The sequence below is a fragment of the Fibrella rubiginis genome (assembly GCF_017353185.1).
Taxonomy (GTDB): domain Bacteria; phylum Bacteroidota; class Bacteroidia; order Cytophagales; family Spirosomataceae; genus Fibrella; species Fibrella rubiginis.
In genome coordinates, this window is record NZ_JAFMYV010000007.1 from 25,445 (window position 1) to 45,269 (window position 19,825).

At 52.8% G+C, this 19,825-nt stretch carries 14 protein-coding genes; 10 read left to right on the forward strand and 4 right to left on the reverse strand.

All coding sequences use genetic code 11. The features are described from left to right. Positions 1 to 8: 8 nt before the first annotated feature. From J2I47_RS14370 to J2I47_RS14395, 6 genes are all read left to right on the forward strand, one after another. The gene (locus J2I47_RS14370; protein WP_207365289.1) at positions 9 to 3,455 is read left to right on the forward strand and encodes an efflux RND transporter permease subunit; all 3,447 of its coding nucleotides are present in this window, start codon (positions 9 to 11) and stop codon (positions 3,453 to 3,455) included. 172 nt (positions 3,456 to 3,627) lie between these two features. Beyond that, entirely contained in the window at positions 3,628 to 4,935 is a 1,308-nt protein-coding gene (locus J2I47_RS14375; RefSeq protein WP_207365290.1) for a metallophosphoesterase, read from the forward strand. A gap of 74 nt (positions 4,936 to 5,009) precedes the next feature. Further along, entirely contained in the window at positions 5,010 to 5,864 is an 855-nt protein-coding gene (locus tag J2I47_RS14380) for a dienelactone hydrolase family protein (RefSeq protein ID WP_207365291.1), read from the forward strand. A 108-nt stretch (positions 5,865 to 5,972) separates the two neighbouring features. Next, complete coding sequence (locus J2I47_RS14385; RefSeq protein ID WP_207365292.1) at positions 5,973 to 7,031, forward strand: class I SAM-dependent methyltransferase; 1,059 nt, start codon at positions 5,973 to 5,975, stop codon at positions 7,029 to 7,031. Positions 7,032 to 7,211: 180 nt separating this feature from the next. Continuing rightward, on the forward strand, positions 7,212 to 8,558 hold the full coding sequence (gene xylA / locus J2I47_RS14390) for a xylose isomerase (RefSeq protein ID WP_207365293.1): 1,347 nt from the start codon (positions 7,212 to 7,214) through the stop codon (positions 8,556 to 8,558). A gap of 52 nt (positions 8,559 to 8,610) precedes the next feature. Further along, complete coding sequence (locus J2I47_RS14395) at positions 8,611 to 9,066, forward strand: nuclear transport factor 2 family protein (protein WP_207365294.1); 456 nt, start codon at positions 8,611 to 8,613, stop codon at positions 9,064 to 9,066. Between the two features lie 19 nt (positions 9,067 to 9,085). Here the strand turns inward: J2I47_RS14395 and panC are convergent, their stop codons facing one another. After that, positions 9,086 to 9,928 carry a pantoate--beta-alanine ligase gene (gene panC, locus J2I47_RS14400; RefSeq protein WP_207365295.1) on the reverse strand — a complete coding sequence of 281 codons (843 nt, stop codon included), beginning with the start codon at positions 9,926 to 9,928 and terminating at the stop codon, positions 9,086 to 9,088. A gap of 176 nt (positions 9,929 to 10,104) precedes the next feature. Between panC and J2I47_RS14405 the strand changes: the two genes are divergently transcribed. The 4 genes from J2I47_RS14405 to J2I47_RS14420 all read left to right on the forward strand — a co-directional run bounded on the left by J2I47_RS14405 (position 10,105) and on the right by J2I47_RS14420 (position 15,230). Then, positions 10,105 to 10,917 (forward strand): glycogen/starch synthase, encoded by an 813-nt coding sequence (locus J2I47_RS14405; protein ID WP_207365296.1) that lies wholly within the window; start codon positions 10,105 to 10,107, stop codon positions 10,915 to 10,917. A 10-nt stretch (positions 10,918 to 10,927) separates the two neighbouring features. Further along, complete coding sequence (locus tag J2I47_RS14410) at positions 10,928 to 12,304, forward strand: DUF4270 family protein (RefSeq protein ID WP_207365297.1); 1,377 nt, start codon at positions 10,928 to 10,930, stop codon at positions 12,302 to 12,304. Between the two features lie 62 nt (positions 12,305 to 12,366). Then, positions 12,367 to 14,205, forward strand: coding sequence for a glutamine--fructose-6-phosphate transaminase (isomerizing) (gene glmS, locus J2I47_RS14415; RefSeq protein WP_207365298.1), 1,839 nt, complete (start codon positions 12,367 to 12,369; stop codon positions 14,203 to 14,205). An 83-nt stretch (positions 14,206 to 14,288) separates the two neighbouring features. After that, entirely contained in the window at positions 14,289 to 15,230 is a 942-nt protein-coding gene (locus J2I47_RS14420) for a fructosamine kinase family protein (protein WP_207365299.1), read from the forward strand. A gap of 120 nt (positions 15,231 to 15,350) precedes the next feature. Here J2I47_RS14420 and J2I47_RS14425 read toward each other — a convergent pair whose 3' ends face one another. From J2I47_RS14425 to J2I47_RS14435, 3 genes are all read right to left on the reverse strand, one after another. Continuing rightward, positions 15,351 to 15,545 carry a cold-shock protein gene (locus J2I47_RS14425; protein WP_207336764.1) on the reverse strand — a complete coding sequence of 65 codons (195 nt, stop codon included), beginning with the start codon at positions 15,543 to 15,545 and terminating at the stop codon, positions 15,351 to 15,353. Between the two features lie 53 nt (positions 15,546 to 15,598). After that, positions 15,599 to 16,999, reverse strand: coding sequence for a M14 family zinc carboxypeptidase (locus J2I47_RS14430; protein ID WP_207365300.1), 1,401 nt, complete (start codon positions 16,997 to 16,999; stop codon positions 15,599 to 15,601). A gap of 173 nt (positions 17,000 to 17,172) precedes the next feature. Next, positions 17,173 to 19,815 (reverse strand): T9SS type A sorting domain-containing protein, encoded by a 2,643-nt coding sequence (locus J2I47_RS14435; RefSeq protein WP_207365301.1) that lies wholly within the window; start codon positions 19,813 to 19,815, stop codon positions 17,173 to 17,175. Between the last annotated feature and the right edge of the window lie 10 nt (positions 19,816 to 19,825).

The following is a 19,825-nucleotide window of genomic DNA, read 5'->3' on the forward strand; positions in this document are numbered from 1 at the left end:
TCCCCTCTATGAAATTCACAGACTATAAGACCCTTGGCTTCACCAACTGGTGTGTTGAGAACAGGACGGCGATTTACATTTTCACCTTCCTGATTACGCTGGGTGGGTTGTTTGTCTACAACAACCTGCCCAAAGAGCAGTTTCCGGACATCAAAGTCCCTACCATCATCGTGCAGACGGTGTATTTCGGTACGGCCCCCGCCGACATTGAAAACACGATCAACAAGCCGATTGAAAAGCAGTTGAAGGCTGTAACGGGCGTGAAGCGCGTGAAGTCGAACTCACTGCAGGATTTCTCGTTGATCACGGTCGAGTTTAACCCCGACGCCAACGTGGCCGAGGCCCTGCAACGGGTACGCGACGCCATTGATAAGGCCCGCCGCGACCTGCCCCAGAAGCTGGACAGTGGCCCTACGGCGCAGGACGTAAACTTTTCGGAGTTTCCGATCATGAACATCAACCTGGCTGGCAACTTTTCGCTGAACCAGTTGAAGGATTATGCTGAAGACATGCAGGATGCTATTGAAGCCATGCCTGAAATCAGCCGTGTCGACATTGTGGGTGCCCTGAAGCGCGAAATTCAGATCAACGTAGACCTGCCCCGGATGCAGAGCACAGGCCTGACATACTATGACATTCAGCAGGCCATTCAGGGTGAAAACATCAACGTATCGGGTGGTGATCTCGACGTAGACGGCGTTCGCCGGACGTTGCGTGTGAAAGGCGAGTTTACCGATGTTGCCCAGATCCGCAACCTGCAGATTCGCTCAGGAACGGGGGCCACCGTGCGCCTCGGCGACGTGGCCGACGTACAGGATAGCTTTGAAGAGCAGCAGGACTTTGCCCGTCTGGATAACAAAACAGTTGTAACCCTCAACGTGATCAAACGCGCCGGAGCCAATTTGCTGTCGGCATCGGAGCGGATCGAGAAAACGATTGATCAATACAAAGAAGATCGTTTCCCGCAGGGCCTGGACATCAAAATCACCGCCGACCAGTCGGAGAAAACCAAGGAGAACGTAAATGACCTGGTAAACACGGTGGTGCTGGGTTTCATCTTTGTGGTGCTCGTGCTGATGTTCTTCATGGGTGTACGCGATGCCATCTTTGTGGGCTTGTCGGTGCCGCTGTCGGCGCTGGTGGCCTTCGTGCTGATGCCCATTCTGGGGCCTATCGTGGGCACCGACTTCACGCTGAATACCATTGTGCTCTTTGCATTCCTGCTGGGCCTTGGCCTGGTGGTAGATGACGCCATTGTGGTAATTGAAAACACGCACCGGCTGTTTAACCAGAACAAAGACTGGACGATTCAGCAGGCCGTGAAAGCGGCAGCGGGTGAGGTGTTCATTCCTGTATTCTCGGGTACGCTCACGACCATTGCGCCGTTCTTCCCGCTTTTGTTCTGGCCAGGTATTGTGGGTGAATTCATGAAATTTCTACCCCTGACGCTCATTTTGACCCTTTTCGCGTCGCTGTTTGTGGCCTATGTGATCAACCCTGTCTTTGCGGTGTCATTTATGAACCGCCACGATGACGATCACCACGAAGACAACCAGGGGTTCGACAGTATCAAGCGTCCGTTGATGATTATGGGTGTGCTGGCTGTGGTGGGCTACTTTATTGACCGGGGTATCGGCAACCTGTTTGTGGTGGGCCTGTTGCTCTACGTCTTCAACCACTACGTGCTCACACCGAAGTTGATTGTGCCTTTCCAGGAGCGTCTGTTGCCCAAGCTGAAAAGCGGCTACCGCAAGCTGATCTCGTTTCTGCTCACGGGCTACCGGCCTGTCTATACAGTGGCAGCAGCGTTTGGTTTGCTGATCATGACCTTCCTGTTGCTGGGCGTTTTCCCCCCTAAAGTGATCTTCTTCCCCAGTGGTGAACCCGACTACATCTACGTCTACAACGAGATGCCCCAGGGTACCGACGCCACCGTTACCGACTCGGTGACGAAGGTGATTGAGAAGCGGGTGTATAAAGTGCTGGCCGACAACAAAGCCACCAACACCGTAAACTCGGTGATCTCAAACGTGGGCAAGAACGCCGGCGACCCAACCAACCCCGACCGAAACGCCACGCCGCAAAAATCGAAGGTGACGATTGCCTTTAAGGGCAACGAAGAACGCGAAGGTATTTCGACCGATACGCTGCTCAACAAGGTCCGTATGGCCATGCGGGGTATTCCGGGCACCGAAATTTCAGTGCAGCGCGAAAGCAATGGTCCGCCCACGGGTAAGCCTATTTCAATAGAAATTGGCGGTGATGACTTCGTTGTGTTGCAGAAGCTGGAGAAACAGGTTCGTCAGCGCATTCAACAGGCGGGCATCGAAGGTATCGAGCAGTTGAAGTCCGATCTGGTAACCAACAAGCCCGAGATTGTGCTGAACATCAACCGTGACAAAGCGGAGCGCGAAGGTATCTCGTCGCAGCAAGTGGCCTTCAGCGTGCGCACAGCCCTGTTTGGTACCGAAGTGTCGAAATTCCGCGATGCTAAAGACGAATACCCCATCATGGTGCGTCTGCGGAAAGACAACCGCAGCCAGATTGAGCGGATTCTGAGCCAGAACATCGTCTACCGCGACATGAACAGCGGTGGCGCGCTACGGCAGGTGCCCCTCACGTCGGTGGTGGATGTGCAGTATTCGACCACGTTCAGCCAGATCAACCGCAAAAACCAGAGCCGCCTCGTCACACTCAGTTCCGACGTAGTATCGGGCTATAACGCGAACCAGATTGTGGGGCAGATTCAGCAGATTGTCAACGACCTGGACGTACCCAACGGCTACACCATCAAGATGGGCGGTGAGCAGGAAGACCAGCAGGAGTCGATGAACTTCCTGATCTCTGCTTTCGGCATTGCCATCCTGCTGATCTACCTGATTCTGGCTACGCAGTTCAACTCGGTGGTGAAACCGTTTATTATCTTCACTACCATCCTGCTGTCGCTGATTGGGGTGTTCCTGGGCTTCATGATCACGGGTAAGCAGTTCTCGGTGATTATGTCGGGCGTGGGTATTATTGCCCTGGCAGGTATCGTGGTGAAAAATGGTATCCTGCTCATCGAATTTATCGAGGAGCTACGGGGCCGGGGCGTACCCACGCGTGAGGCTATCATCGAGGCAGGTGGCACCCGTCTGACGCCGGTGTTGCTCACGGCGGCGGCGGCAGTGCTTGGCCTGGTACCTCTTGCCTTCGGCCTCACCGTCGATTTCGTGAGCCTCTTCCGCGACTTCAACCCGCACGTAGTGATCGGGGGCGACAGTTCGGTGTTCTGGAACATTCTTGCCTGGACCATCATCTACGGCCTGACCTTCTCGACGGTGCTGACGCTGGTCATCGTGCCCTGCCTCTACTGGATCAACGAGCGCGTGCGCGACAAGTGGTTCCGCAAAGGCGATGCTGAAACCCCGCCCACTTACCGCCCGGAAAAACAACCCGAGCCAGCCGAGGTGTAGGCTTGCTCTGGTGGTGAAATTAGAAAAGGGCTTCCACTGTGTCGTGGAAGCCCTTTTTAGTAGACAAAAACAATTGGTATGTTGAAAAAATACGGAGAGGCTGACGCTCATAAACCTCAGCTTATGCTTTTGGGTTACTCTTATTCCCGGCCACGTGCCAACAACAACCACTATGAACCGTACCCTTGTTGGTTATCTGCTGATCGGCGTTTTTTTGCTGATTGATCTGTATATTTTTCAGGCGCTCAAGTTCTTGTTCCGGTCATCGACAGAGGCCACGCAACGTACTATGGCCTGGGGCTTTTGGGGGTTCTCGGCTCTATCTATCGGTGCCTACATCCTGATCCTGACCCTCCCCGCCGATTCGATGGGCCGTGTCACGCGCACCATGCTGACGTTTGCCGTGGCCATTGCCTACTTCTCGAAATTTATCAGTATCATCTTCCTCTTCATTGGCGACGTGGTCCGGTTTTTCTCCTGGATCTGGACGCAGGTAGTTGGCGGCACTATCAGCCCCGCCAAAACGCCGCATACCGAACTGCCGGGTGCCAACGTACCGCCCCGCAATGATACTATTACCCGCTCCGATTTTCTGGTGAAGACGGCCCTGGCCGCCGGAACAATTCCGCTCGTGGCGTTCTCCTACGGCATCATCTCCGGGGCGCACGATTACCGCGTTCGGCGGGTAACGCTGCCCCTGAAAAACCTGCCCCGTGGCTTCGATGGCCTTACCATTGCCCAACTGTCGGATATTCATTCGGGCAGTTTTTTCAACAAAACGGCCGTGAAAGGAGGCGTTGATATGCTCCTGCGCGAGAGTCCCGATTTGGTCTTTTTCACCGGCGATTTGGTCAACAGCCGCGCCGATGAGGTAAACGACTACATTGACATTTTCAACAAAGTACGGGCACCACTGGGGGTGTTTTCTACCCTCGGTAACCACGACTATGGGGCCTACGTACAGTGGCCAAGTGCAGAGGCTCAGCGCCAGAATGTGCTCAACGTGGTGAAGGCGCACAAGCTCATGGGCTGGAACCCGCTCATGGACGAAAACCACATCTTGACCCAGAACGGCGATAAGCTGGCCATCATCGGAGTGCAGAACCTGGGCTTCGGTCCGGCGGCCTTGCGGGCGGGTAACCTGGCCAAAGCCTACCGGGGTGCCGAAGACTACCCCGTCAAGCTCCTGCTCTCGCACGACCCTACGCACTGGGATGCCGAGATTCGCCCGAAATACCCCGACATCGACGTGACCTTCAGCGGCCACACCCACGGGGCGCAGTTTGGCGTAGAGTTCGGCGACTATAAATGGAGTCCGGTCAAATATTTCTACCGGCAGTGGGCGGGCCTCTACCGCGAAACCCCGCCGAACGGTCCCGAACAAACGCTCTACGTAAACCGGGGCTACGGCTACATAGGCTACCCTGGCCGGGTGGGCATCCTGCCCGAAATCACCATTTTTACCCTGAAACAGGTGTAGTATCAGGCATGAAACAAACCTTGCTCTTACTTTCCTCGTTCAGCTACTTGTATCAACATACATACCCCGTCACTATGAAAATCTTGTTTATTTCTGTTATCTCGTTGGTGCTATCGTTACTGGCACCGACGAAACCCGAAACCGCTGCCACTACCTCGATTCCCGTTTGTGGTATGAAAGGTATGGATCAGTTTGTGGATGCTCCCGGTTTTTTAGCCTTCCATGAAAGTCCGCTACCCCTGCATTATGTCAGCAAGGCAGGCGAAATGACCACATTCAGTACACCCGACGGCAAGAAAGCCAATGCATTTCTGTTGAAATCGGCCAAACCGTCTGACAAATGGCTGTTTGTGTATCAGGAGTGGTGGGGCCTGAATGACCATATCAAGAAAGAAGCCGAGACGTATTATAACGACCTCAAAAATGTCAACGTCATAGCGATTGACATGTACGATGGCAAGGTAGCTACCGACCCCGCCGAAGCCGGAAAGCTGATGCAGGGTGCTGACAAAGCCCGTCTGGGTGCCATCATGAAAGGGGCTATTGCCCTTGCCGGCCCCAAGGCCGAAATTGCCAGTGTAGGCTGGTGCTTCGGTGGTGGGTTATCGTTGCAGTCGGCTTTGTTAGAAGGCAAGCAGGCTAAAGGCTGCGTGATGTACTACGGTTTCCCGGAAATGGACGTAGAGAAACTGAAAACACTTGATACTGATGTGTTAGGTCTCTTTGGCTCGCAGGACGGCTACATTTCGCCGAAAGTGGTGGCTCAGTTTGAAGAAAACATGAAAAAGGCGGGCGAAAAAATAGAGGTGAAGATGTACGATGCCGTTCACGGTTTCGCCAATCCGAGCAACCCCAAATACGACAAAGCTGCCGCCGCCGATGCCTACAGCCGTTCGCTGACGTACTTGAAAGACCGGTTGAAAGCATAAAACGAGTTTAAAGTCCAATGTCTAAGGTCTAAAGTTCTCTTGCTCGAAAGGCTTACGCCTAAATAAGAGAACTTTAGACCTTAGACATTGGACTTTAAACCCCCTCTCATGCAACTAACTATCTCGGCCGATAATCCACTTGAGTGGGTGGCCCTGCAGGCAAATCTGGTGCCGGTGCCGCTGTTGCACGCTCAGATTATGCCCGTCATCAGCAAGGCCGTGCTTGAAGCTGCCGATAAAGGCGTGTTTGATGCCGTTGCTGAGGGACACAGCACCGCCGCCGCCGTGGCGCAGACCTGCCAGCTCAATCCCAAAGCCACCCGCGAACTGCTGGGATTGCTCACGGCGCTGGGCTATTTCGCCTACAAAAACGAGACGTTTGCCCTGACCCGGATGGCGCGGAAATGGACGTTGAAGCACGAGCCAGAGTCGGTCTACGGCATGATGCTGTTCAATAACCGGGTGGTGTGGCCGTGGCTCGAAAAGTTGGGTAACTACCTCCAGACGGGCGAGGGCATCCATTACCACGACCACCTCAATGCCGAGCAGTGGAATTATTATCAGCAGGCCATGGTAGCGGCCAGCGGCAGTGAAGCCAAGGAGTTTGGCCGTCGTGCGCCCGTTTCCAGGGCTATGAAAAACGGCCAGCCAACTCAGATGCTCGACATTGGCGGGTCGCACGGGCAGCATTCCGTAGCCCTATGCAAACGCTATGCGGGCCTTTCCTCCAAAATTCTGGACCTGCCCGCCGCCATTGAGCAGGCTGCGCCGCTGCTGGCCCGACTCGGCATGGGCGACCGCGTTCGGCACGTACCCGGAAACGCCCTCACCGACGATTTTGGCGAGGCACAATACGATTTTGTGTTAATGTCGAGTTTGGCGCATCACTTCACGCCCGAACAAAATGCAGACGTAGCCCGTCGCGTTGCCCATGCACTAAAGCCAGGCGGGATATATATCGTCAACGAGTTTATCCGCCCCGAAACGGGTGCGACGCCAGAGCTTGTTGGTAGTTCTACGGATCTGTTTTATGGCCTCACAAGCACAGCCGGTAATTATTCTATCTCTGAAATTCAGGCCTGGCAGCGCGACGCGGGTTTGCGCGTGGGTAAAGTGGTCACCTACAGGACCTTGCCGGGACGAGCCATGGTGGTTGGAATAAAGTAGGTGGCTAACTGGCGCATCTTCGGGCGAAAATGACCTGTTTTGAGCGAATTGATTTGATAAGAATTGACCAATGGTTAAAATAGTACACAAAATTGATGTCTTCAAAGGCAGGATATTTTTGTATTGACTGTCTTTGCTCAACAGGTAACTTTATGCTGATCCTGTTTATTTACCCTGATTATGTCTCAAACTAAGCTAACCCTTGGCGATAAAGCGTATTTCCCCTTTGTCGAAAATCCTATTGCCTACGAAGGCCGTGACTCTGATAACCCGCTGGCGTTTAAGTTCTACGACCCCAGCCGGACTATTCTGGGTACGCCCATGAAAGACCTGTTCCGCTTTGCCGTGGCCTACTGGCATACCTTCTGCGGCACCGGTGCCGATCCGTTTGGTCCGGGCGTGAAACACTTTCCCTGGGATGCCATGGCGGGCACCGATCCACTGGGGGCCGCCTACCAGAAAGCAGATGCCGCTTTCGAATTTAGTACCAAGATGGGTATAGAGTATTATTGCTTTCATGACGTCGACGTATCGCCAGAGGGCAAATCGAACCACGAGTTTGAGGCTAACTTCCGGAAGGTGGTCGACTATCTGAAGCAAAAACAGGCTGCCAGCGGCGTGAAACTGCTCTGGGGCACGGCCAATCTGTTTTCGCACGAACGGTACATGAACGGGGCCAGTACCAACCCCGATTTTCACGCACTCACCCACGGAGCCTGGCAGGTGAAAAACGCTATCGACGCCACCATCGAACTTGGTGGGCGGGGCTATACCTTCTGGGGAGGTCGTGAGGGTTATATGTCGCTGCTAAACACCAACATGAAGCGCGAAACCGAACACCTTGGTAAGTTTCTGCAAGTGAGCCGCGACTACGCCCGTAAACAGGGCTTCACCGGTTCGTTCTATATCGAGCCCAAGCCGATGGAGCCTACCAAGCACCAGTACGATTTCGACGCGGCTACGGTGGTGGGTTTTCTGAATAAACACGGTTTGCAGAATGACTTCGAACTGAACATCGAAACTAACCACGCCACCCTCGCCAGCCACACCTTCGCGCATGAACTGCAGGTAGCCGCCGACAACAATATGCTCGGCAGCATTGACGCCAACCGGGGTGATTACCAAAACGGCTGGGATACAGACCAGTTCCCCGTTGACGTGTATGAACTGACCGAGGCCATGCTGGTCATCCTGGAAGCGGGTGGTTTCAAGTCGGGTGGGGTCAATTTCGACGCCAAAACCCGCCGGAACTCGACCGATCTGCAGGATATTTTCATTGCTCACATTGGTGGTATGGACACCTTCGCCCGCGCCGCCATTGCTGCCGAGGCTATTTTGGGCAAATCAAAATACAAACAGCTGCGCACCGACCGCTATGCTAGTTTCGACAGCGGTGCCGGTGCCGACTTCGAAGCGGGTAAGCTCACCCTCGAAGACCTGCGCCAGTATGCCATCGACAACGGCGAAGTAACCCAGCGCAGCGGCCAGCAGGAACTGTATGAAATGATCGTGAATCAGTATATTTAGGAAATAAATAGACCCTAGATTGGGCGACCCGCCCAATCTAGGGTCAACTTCCATGAAAATCCTCCTCCTGCTCCTCTTTCTCCCCTTTGCGGGATTTGCCCAGACCATGGAAGCGTCGCCGGAAGACGAGGCAGGTATTATGCAGGCCGTCGACGACCTGTTCGAGGGCATGAAAAAAGCCGATGCCGCCGCTGTCAGAAAGGCATTTGCGCCCATGGCCACCCTACAGTCGGTGGTGAACAAAGACGGCAAAGTAAGTGTGCGCAACGAGCCGATAGAAGGCTTCGCTACCTCCATTGGCAAAGCCAAACCCGGCGACTTAAACGAGGTTATCGACCCTTACCAGATCATGGTTGATGGCGACCTTGCCACGGCTTTTATTCCCTACAAATTTTTTCTGAAAGACCAGCGCCATCACTGCGGTGCCAACGCTTTCACCCTTGTACGCCTTAACAACGTCTGGAAAATCCAGGCTATTATTGACACAAGGCGGGAGTGTGTAGATTAAAGGAGGTTAGCCGTTGGACTCAGAAAACTACATTATCAATCAATCGTACATTACCTAGTTGAGCGGCAATGCAGAGGGCGGTTTGACCGGGAGGCTGCAACTCACTAACAGACTGTAGGCTGTCGGCGTTGACGGCTTCAATATAGTCCAGTTTAAACGCGGGCCACCCATCGAGGTAGTCGGCTACAGCGGCTTTGGCCTGTTCGGGGGTTGCCTCGTCCAGCAGCATATTCTGCGCCAGCGTGAGAGCCTGAAACAGGGCTGGCGCTTCGGCTCTTTCCTTGGGGGAAAGTAATCGGTTCCGCGACGACATAGCCAGCCCGTCGGCTTCACGAACCGTAGCGCAACGGATCAGTTCGAGCGGAAAATTCAGATCGCGCACCAGACACTTGATCACGGCTACCTGCTGCAAGTCTTTTTGCCCGAAAAATGCTTTATCGGGCTGTACCAGGTGAAACAACTTGCTGACTACCAGGCCAACGCCGTTGAAATGACCGGGCCGCGACGCCCCTTCCATAATCGTTTCCAAGGCGCCGAAGTTGAAGCGGAGTGTGGCGGGCTGGGGGTACATTTCGGTGACTGACGGAGAAAAAAGTACATCCGTTCCAACCGTTTCGAGCTGGGCAGCGTCTTGTTCCAGGGTGCGGGGGTAACGGGCCAGATCGGCGGGGTTGTTAAACTGCGTGGGGTTCACAAAAATGCTGCACACTACTACGTCGCAAGCCTCTCTGGCCTGCTCAATCAGATTAAGATGACCTGCATGAAGTGCGCCCATGGTGGGCACAAAACCAATGGTTTGGCCTGCTTGGCGAACAGCAGTTAAGTGCGCATGTAAAGCAGAAATAGAATTGAAACGAAGCATGTGGTAATGAGTAAAAACGAACGCGGAACAACCGAAAATTACCCGCAAAAATCGACTGGCGTTGAATGAGGAAATTGTAATTATTTTGGGGGAAATGTATTGAAATGTGGTATTTTTTTGCTTAATTTTGCAAGTTTTTAAGGTAAAGACGCATAAACTATCTCCCACTTGCCTTTATGAGCAAACTTCGCATCTTGTACGTAGCCAGCGAAATTACCCCCTTCCTCAAAACCTCTGACGTGGCCGATTTCGTGCGAAAGTTGCCGCAGGAGATGCAGGAACGGGGCATGGAGATCCGCATTTTAGTACCGCGTTTTGGCTTAATCAATGAACGCAAAAACCGCCTTCACGAAGTAGTTCGGTTGTCGGGTATTAACATTTCAGTGGGCGACGAAGAGAAGCCTCTGATTATCAAGGTTGCCTCAATTCCCACCGCTAAGTTGCAGGTCTATTTCATTGACAACGAAGACTATTTCCACCGGAAGTACGTTTTCCACGACAAAGAAGACAAGTTCTACGATGACAACGATGAGCGGGCTATCTTTTTCTGCAAAGGTGTGCTGGAGACAGTAAAAAAATTAGGCTGGTCGCCCGATATCGTGCATTGCAATGATTGGATGACCGCTCTGATTCCGCTGTATTTGAAAACGACCTATAAGAACGACCCGATGTTTAAGGACACAAAATCGGTCTTTACGGTCTATAACAATTCATTTGAACATCGTTTTCACGCGGGTAATTTGGTTGAAAAAGCCAAAATGATGGACATCGATGATGCCATGATGGCCCACCTCGAAACGGGTGATTTTAATGGATTTATTAAAATCGGTTGTGCTTATGCTGACGCCGTTGTGAACGCTGGCGAAACCGAAAACGATAGTCTGACTACCATTCTGAATGAAATTGCCGAACACAAACTCGACCTCCCCGACGCCGAAATCAACGTTACCGAGCGTTATTTCAATATTTACACGGCTCTGGCCAGCTAAATTGGCCATTGTGGTGAGTTTGCTGGCCGCTGTGGTGGCTTGTGAGGAACCCAAAGAGATAGGTTTAGCGCCCACCACTCCGGTGGGCGTTCTCTATACCGATACCCTCACCATTACCCGCACTACGATCCAGTTTGATTCGGTGCGGAGCCAAAATCAAAGTAACCTTTTGGTTGGCCGTTACACTGATCCACAATTTGGACAGATAGAAGCCAAAAGCTATGCCCAGTTGCAGCTAAACGGCACCTTTGCTGTTACTGACTCAGGTACAACAAACGCGACGGCTGCCAGCCGGATTGTGCTCGATTCCACTCGTATGCAGGTTTCGTTAACAGGGTCCTGGTATGGTGACACGACGGTGCCGCAGGAAATCGTTGTTTCGCGTACCACAGATAGTCTGCGTCAGGGTAATTACGACATCAGCAGTTCCGTAGGGGTGTCAAACACAATCGTGGCTCGACGCAGAATACAGCCTCGCCCATCTAGTCCAGATTCCACCGTGTTTATTCCTGTTGATGCCTCACTTGGCCGTGAGCTGATAGCACTAGCCAACACGAATGCGGCCCTTTTTTCAACGGCTACAGGTCTGTTGACTGATCCTACCGGTTTTCGGCGTGCCATTGCCAGAGATTTCGAAATAAAATCTGTTACAGCCGCCCAAGCAGCTGTTTTGGGTGTATCACCGAATGGTTCGGGCGTCATTGTCTATTATCATGTTCAGGGTGAGAGTACACGGAGAAGTTATGTATTCACGTTTACAGGTCGCCGTTTCAACCAGATTACCAGCAATCGCACAGGCGTATTGGCGTCGCTAAAGCCAGGACAGAGCCTGCCTGTTACAACTACGGGCCGTACGTATGTACAACCGGGTACAGGCATTACGACCAAACTGCAGTTTCCGACGCTGACTAACCTGATCAAATCGGGCCGAATCGCGATCAATCGGGCTGATCTGGTTGTTACGCCAGTGCCAACAGAAAACCCTAAGCTGTTCTTGCCGCCCTACATGGTCTTGTCGGAAGTAAATGACCAAAATCGACTCACGCGCACTGACATCACATCGGGAGGGGCGTATCTCTTTACAGTGCAGTCAGTCGGTCCCTTAAATCGCCTGGGTAGTAGTTTTGTTTCTCCGCAGCTTGCCTTCCTCGACACGCGAACAAACTCGTATACATTTAATCTGGGGGGCTATTTGCAGTCCGTGGTGTCGGGCGTCAGTCCCGGTGCCGGATTAGCCATTCTAACGCCTGGCGGCAACCTGTTTCCCTCTACGCAGTCTGGCACTATTGATGCTACTCAATCCGTACTAACAGATCGGGTCTGGCGAATGGTGCTGGATGGAAAGGCCAGTGTGAAATTGATTGTCTTCTATACCACTTCGAACTAATTGTAAAACCCCATCTCGAAAAAGGATGGGGTTTTGCGTTCACTCATAAAACGTATTGGCCTATGTGTGGCATCGTGGCTTATGTGGGGCATCGGGAAGCCTGCCCCCTTGTAATTAAAGGACTTAAACGCCTCGAATACCGGGGCTACGACAGTGCCGGTATAGCCCTGAACAACGGTGATGGACTAACCGTATACAAAAAGAAGGGTAAAGTGTCGGCTCTTGAGCAGGAATTGCTTGACAAGCCGTTGCAGGCTACTATTGGCATGGGACACACGCGCTGGGCCACCCACGGTGAGCCCAATGACGTAAACGCCCACCCACACTATTCGTTTCACCGCAAGCTGGCCATCATCCATAACGGGATCATTGAGAACTACGCGGCTATTAAGGAAACACTGCTCCGCAAGGGGCATACCTTCGCGAGTCAGACCGATACGGAGGTACTGGGACAGTTTATTGAAGACATCTGGGAAAACGCCGGGGGGACGCTGGAAGAGGCCGTGCGTCTGGCGTTGCAGGAAGTGGCCGGCGCCTACGCCATTGTAGTCATGAATGCCGAAGACGCCACTCAACTGGTGGCCGCCCGCAAGGGTAGCCCGCTGGTCATTGGCGTGGGTGAAGGCGAATACTTTTTTGCCTCCGATGCCTCGCCCATCATCGAATACACCAAAGACGTGATCTACCTCAACGACTATGAGGTGGCTAACGTGCAGAATGGTAAGCTGAGTATTGTTAACCTCGAAAACACCAAAACCACGCCCTACGTCCAGAAAGTGGAGATGGAACTGGCGGCTATCGAAAAAGGTGGTTTTGAGCACTTTATGCTCAAAGAAATCTTTGAGCAGCCACGTTCCATTGCCGACTCCATGCGGGGCCGCGTCAACGCCGACGAAGGCACACTGCAACTCGGTGGCCTCCGCGACTACATGGATAAGCTGGCCAAGTCGAAGCGGATTATCATTATTGGTTGTGGTACTTCCTGGCACGCCGGTCTGGTGGCCGAATACATCTTCGAAGAACTGGCCCGAATTCCCGTTGAGGTAGAATACGCGTCGGAGTTTCGGTACCGCAATCCAATCATTAAAGAGGGTGATATCGTGATTGCCATTTCGCAGTCAGGTGAAACGGCCGATACCCTGGCGGCTATTGAACTGGCTAAGTCAAAAGGAGCTACCATCTTTGGAGTTTGCAACGTGGTGGGGTCATCTATTGCGCGGGCTACCCATGCCGGTGCTTACACTCACGCGGGACCGGAGATTGGTGTAGCAAGTACAAAGGCCTTCACTGCCCAGGTAACCGTGCTGACCATGATGGCCCTGGCGGCGGCCCAGCGTAAAGGGGCTATTTCCGATACCCTGTTTCGGCAGCTTTTAGCCGAACTGGAGACCATTCCGGCTAAGGTAGAGCGTGTGTTGCAAAGTGCCGAAAAAATCCGGGAGATCGCCTATATCTTCACCTACGCCCGCAATTTCATTTACCTGGGCCGTGGTTTGAACTTCCCCGTGGCGCTGGAAGGGGCCCTTAAACTAAAAGAGATTAGCTACATACACGCCGAAGGTTACCCCGCCGCCGAGATGAAGCACGGACCCATCGCTCTTATCGACGAAGACATGCCGGTGGTAGTTGTGGCCACGCAGGATAGTTCGTATGAGAAAGTGGTATCAAATATTCAGGAAGTAAAAGCTCGCAAAGGCCGTGTTATTGCCGTCGTCACCGAAGGTGATACACACCTGCCCACAATGGTTGATTTTACCATTGAAATTCCGAAAGTCCACGATATGCTGATGCCGCTAATTTCGGTAATTCCCATGCAACTCCTGGCTTACGACATTGCTGTCATGCGTGGCCGCAACGTAGACCAGCCCCGCAACTTGGCTAAGTCCGTGACGGTGGAGTAAAAGCAAACTCAGGCTTTGTGCCTTGAAAAGTCTGTTCCTGTGTACAGGGGCAGACTTTTTCGTTTTTAGCAGGTTATACAGTCATGCATTTTTGGGGAAACGAACAGACTGATTTTTTTGAAACCATTCTTTACCAGCATCTGGGAGCATCTGTTGACGTGCTCGACGCGCAGTTTCTGAGCGGAGGTGACATCAACACGGCAGCGCGGGTATTCACGTCGGAAGGGGCGTTTTTTGTAAAATGGAATCAGGCTAATCTAAGTGGTACCGGTCGGCAGCGTATCGATGAGCCAATGGCCGCGGGCGACGATCTGTTTGCTGTGGAGGCCCTTGGTTTAGCCCGGCTTCGTAGCACCAACGCTATCCGCGTACCAGCCGAAATTGGTCATGGACGTCTCGGTGAACGAGCTTACCTGATTCTGGAGTATTTAGAACCTGATGCCGACGGCCTGCGGAGTGCATCCCCTGCTTACTGGATCCAGTTGGGTCACCAACTGGCTCATCTGCACGCCTACACGCAACCACAGTTTGGGCTGGATCACGACAATTTCATCGGCTCATTAGTGCAACGGAACACGCTGACAGATAATGGCTACGACTTCTTTTTCAATCAGCGACTATTGCCACAGGCCGGACAGGCACTCTACAACGGTTTACTGAGTAAATCAACTTACGACGCGCTCTTCCGGCTACGTGAACGCCTGCCTGGCCTGCTTCCTGTAGATCGCCCTGCATTGCTTCATGGCGACCTGTGGACGGGCAACGTGTTAGTAACAGAAGACGGCCGCCCGGCCCTTGTCGATCCGGCGGTATACTATGGCTTTCGCGAGGCGGAATTAGCCTTTACACACTTGTTTGGCGGTTTTGATCCCCAATTTTACGAGGCTTATGAAGAGCTATTTCCGTTGGAACCAGGCTTCACTGAACGTGTTCCGATCTACAACCTGTATCCGCTGCTGGTGCATGTCAACCTTTTCGGGTCAGGCTATGTGCTGGGTGTAGAACGGGTGCTCAACCGGTTTTAAACCGGGAGCAGGGGCAAAAAAAAAAGATTTACAGCTACTCGGCAGCCGTAAATCTTATTTGAGACGTTGTACAAGCACTCTTTCAGGCTTGTATCGCTAAACCAGTACGAACAACAACGACTAAGCGCGTTGTACGTTTACTGCATTGAGGCCACGCTTACCTTGTTCAACTTCGTAGGTAACTTTGTCGTTTTCACGCAGAGTCAAACCATTAAGGGCTGAGATGTGAACAAACACGTCTTCACCGCCACCGTCGGGAACAATAAAACCGAATCCTTTAGATTCGTTAAAAAACTTAACTGTACCTGTTTTCATACACTTATTTAGTAGAAGCTTCAAAGATAACCATTTTGATTGACAAGCAACTACTAATCAATAATTCCATTACCAGATTCGTCCAGAAAGCCGTTTAAGACCACTTTTTTTATAGAATTTCCTTCTTTTAGTAAAAAAGTAGCCACTTGACCCAGTCCCGGCGGGCGTCCGGGGAGCTTTCCTTCCCACAAAACGTGGAGCGGCTGCGGAGGAAAACTACCTCGTTTTGCCGTGCGTACCTTCACTGCTACGATGCCTTCCTGCCGAAGCTTGACCACGTCGAGTTTGCGCAGGTCAGCAGGGGAAGCAAGGGTGTCGGGGTAGAGGCGGGCAGGGGTGAGGGTCAGGCCGGTAGCATCGAATTCGGTGAGGCCACCAAACGTAGAGAGGTCGCCGAGGTCGTCGATGGTGCTGCGATAGGCAAATGCCCGCGCCGAGTCAGTGTTTACTTCGTAACGATTAATACCCAGGTCAACGGTGTAGGGCTTGCCATTACGCACCACCGTAGCATTGCGAATGAGCAGATCGAACAGGGCACGGCCATTTTCCGGAATTGCCTGGTATTCGGCGGGCGTTTCGTTGATGTTCGTTTCGTTGGCAATGGCGTTGAGCGCGGTGAGTATAGCCACAAAGTTGAGCCGCCGGATACTCATTTTTTCTACGTCGTCTACCTGCCCACCCGATTCGATCAGGATCAACGTGGTGCCCCACTTCTGAATATTATCGCCAAAGGCGCGGGGTTCAAAGTCATCGTCGTAGCGAGCCACCTGACCTGGAATAAATTGCTGCAACACGCGGTTCATGCCCACGATCAATTGCATAGACCGTTTACGCACTTCGTTAATGTTCCGGTCCTGGTCATAGGCGGTGGCTAAAAAAGACACCACGGCCTGCTTACCCGTGTTGCCTACACTGTAGCGTGGATTTTGGTCATGCAGGTTAAAGCCAACCAGCGGTTTTAGCGTCTGCTGCAGGTTTTTCAGCACCACAGACTCTGGCGACTGCAGCCGCAGGGCATCGCGGTTCATGTCAATGTCAACGGAAGTTCGCCGCTGAAAACGTTCGGCCCCATCAGGGTTGAGCATGGGCAGCATGTGTAGTGTCGTTTTAGCCAGAATGGTCTGGCGCATGTCGTCGAACCCGTCGCCAGAAGCTTGTAAAAACCGAAATAAATCGAACAGGGCCATCGTGGCGGTGGCTTCGTCGCCGTGCATCTGCGACCACATCAGCACAGGCACGGGACCCGTTCCGGCTCGCACCAAATTCAGGCTTCGTCCTTCCGACGATGTGCCAACCTGGGTAACGGACAGGGGACTGCCCAGTTTCTCCAGAACAGGCAGGATGGCTTTGTGCTTAAACCGACGGTGGGTAAAGGTGGTGTCTTTGTAAGCTTCGTGGGCGTCGAACAGGCGGCGGGCCAAGTCTTGCGCCTGAATCTGATGAAAAGCAGTCATGCACAAAAGTAAACACGCCAGCCGGGTCAGGCGAAGTGAGCAGAGGAAAGGCATATCATTAGGAGGAGTAATGAAAGAAAGCAGGAAAGGGATAAAGGAGAAAAGAGCTTGCATCAGCGTGTTTATGCCATTGCAAGCTCTTTTCTCCTTTATCCCTTTCTGCTTTCTTCCTTTTATTTCACTACCATTATTTTCTTGGTCTGTTTAATGTCGCCGGCAGTCAGTTGCAGGAAATACAATCCGGCGGGTAATTGGCTCACATCAAGTTGCTCTGCCAGTTTCCGGCCACTCACCGGCACCGCCACCTGCCGGAGCGATTGCCCAGTAGGCGACGTTAGTGTGAGGGTGGCCTCAGTGGCAGGCAGGCTTAACTCAGCCGCAACACGCATCGTACCCGAAACTGGGTTTGGATACACCGAGAACGCCATAGTGGGCGTGGGTTCAGTAGCCAAAATTGGCGGTGGCGGTGGTACCTGTATCTGAAGGTTGTCTACCTGCCAGCCCCAACCGTGCGCCAGTTGGTCGGCAAAGAGGCGGAAACGGACTAAAATAATGTCGTCGCCCCGGAAATAACCCTGATCCTGGATACCAAATGACCGGCTTTTCAATAGGGCTGGTGTGCCTAGGGTACCCGAGTTTGTCTCGCTTGGTAAGCCTGGTACCTGGGAAGCGTTCCAGGCAGCCAGCCACGTGCTGTTGTTACCTGAATCATAGCCATTGATGAGGGGATACCAGGTACGGCCATTGTCTTTGCTTCCCTCCACAATAACATAGTCGAAGAATTCGGCATCACCGTAGACGGTACCGGCAGTGCCTGGTTCTACAAGCACAATCTCATCAAATTTGATTTTAGCACTGTCGGGGTTGGCCTTTACCTTAATGGGAGCCAATAGCGTGTAGGTGAAATTCGCTTCGTTGAAGGCGTCACTTCCGTTTTTATAGGGATGGTCGGAGTTGATGCTGGGGCTACTGAATCCAGCGGGCGTTGTTACGCTAAACCCACTGCCTACAAAATCAGCCGTCGATGTGGTAACATTGGCGAAGTCATTTACATACTGAGTACGTACGGTTGCCTGCGGCCCAACAATGGTGATGTCGTAGAAACCCGTAGCAGGACTGACGGCCTGGTTACTAACGGCTGCCAGGTCACGGGCCACAATCCGATAGCTTATCTTGTCGCCCGCTTTCAATGTATTGCGGGGAATAATCAGGTTTTGGCCCCAAAGGCTGTCGGCCTGTGATAGCAGAAGCATGGGCACGATGGGCTTAGCCTGTCCGTTGATCTGGTATTCGATGTAAACGGTGTCGATACCCACTTTGCGCCGGGCACCAATAACGCGCGTTAAGCGTCGGTCATCGGTTACTTTGGCGATAATGGGAATCGTATCGGCAGCCGCCGCAAACAGCACTGTCTGATCGGGGGTATGGGTAATTTTTGGGGCAACCCGGTCAACGCCCGTAGTAAATGCATAATAGTATTGCACGTTGTTGATGTTGCGCCCTGGGTTAGTGTAGGTGCGCCCAACGCCATCATTGGTACGGAGATAATATACCGTTTTTGCCTGCGCGGCCGCCGACGGTATAGCCGCACTAAACGACTGTACCCCATTCGCGGTACCTGTGAGCGTCATGGTAATGTTCTGGTAGGTGGTATCGGCGTTGGTAGGGTTGCCTATGCGGTAACGAAGCTGCGGCGGTGTAGCCCCCAGTGTGGTGTCGCTAATAACTCTTGCCCGCACCACCACATCACCACCTGTCTCGCGGTCATCAATGGGATCGTGCAACAGAGACGTTGTCTTCCACTCCATGTCTTCAAAAAACGACAGCACAATAGGGCCAGGGTTCTGAATAGCCTCGGCATTGGCAATGTTGGGCGTCATGAGTGAGTTGGGTGTCCCGGCAGGATACGTGGTTTCGTCCAGATGGTAAAGCGTAGAACCGGAACTATAAGTTGTGGGCGCGTAGAGTTTCGCCCTGTCTCCAGTTTTTTGACGCAAGACAGGTCCGTTCAGGTATAGATTACGGCCTACCAACTGATTATAGAGGAGGCTGGCTGTAGAGAAGGATTGCGGATCGGCCAATCGTATGCCGGTGTTGTTTTCAATAAACTGATCAAAGACGGCAGTTACTGAGTTGTCGGCCACCCTATTTGTTGCATCAGCCCGGATAAACCCGGTAAACCCAAGCCCGTGGCCAAGTTCATGAAGCACCACCGACACAAGATCAGTTGTACCTGGCCCTGGCTTAGCATCGAGGCCCAGATACCAGCTATTGTTACTATTGAAATTGGCAACGATATCGGCGCTATCGGGGCTGTTTAAACTTCTCCGGGCAATTTTTTCAGCTAGAGCCACTGGATAATAGGCGTTGCCTTTCTGGGCACCGTCGGGGCTGCCGAAATAGGTGGCTGGGCGTGCGCTGCCGAGCGTAACAAAGCCAGAGCCACTGGCCAGCGGCGTCCAGTTAGCCTTGATTCGAATGGGTACGGGGCTGACGATCAATGTAGACCAGATATCAACTGCGCGTTGAAACGCAGCTTTGGCGTCGGCGGGGTAGCCTACGTAATCAACGATAAATGTGGACGTTGGCGCGCGGCGGGCTTTGGCAAAATTAGCTGGGGCGGCAATTGTCGTAAACGCATCTTTCCGCAGCCCATAGCAAATGATGGGGTCGGGGGTGATGGTGCGATTACGCAGGGCAAAATTTTCGTAGGGAGTTAGGTCATGGGTTCTTGTCTGTTTTTTTTGCGCCAGCACCGAGCCGGTCATCAGACACAGGATTCCCACCAAACAGCGCAGCACGTAGCGGTTTATCATAGACGTAGTA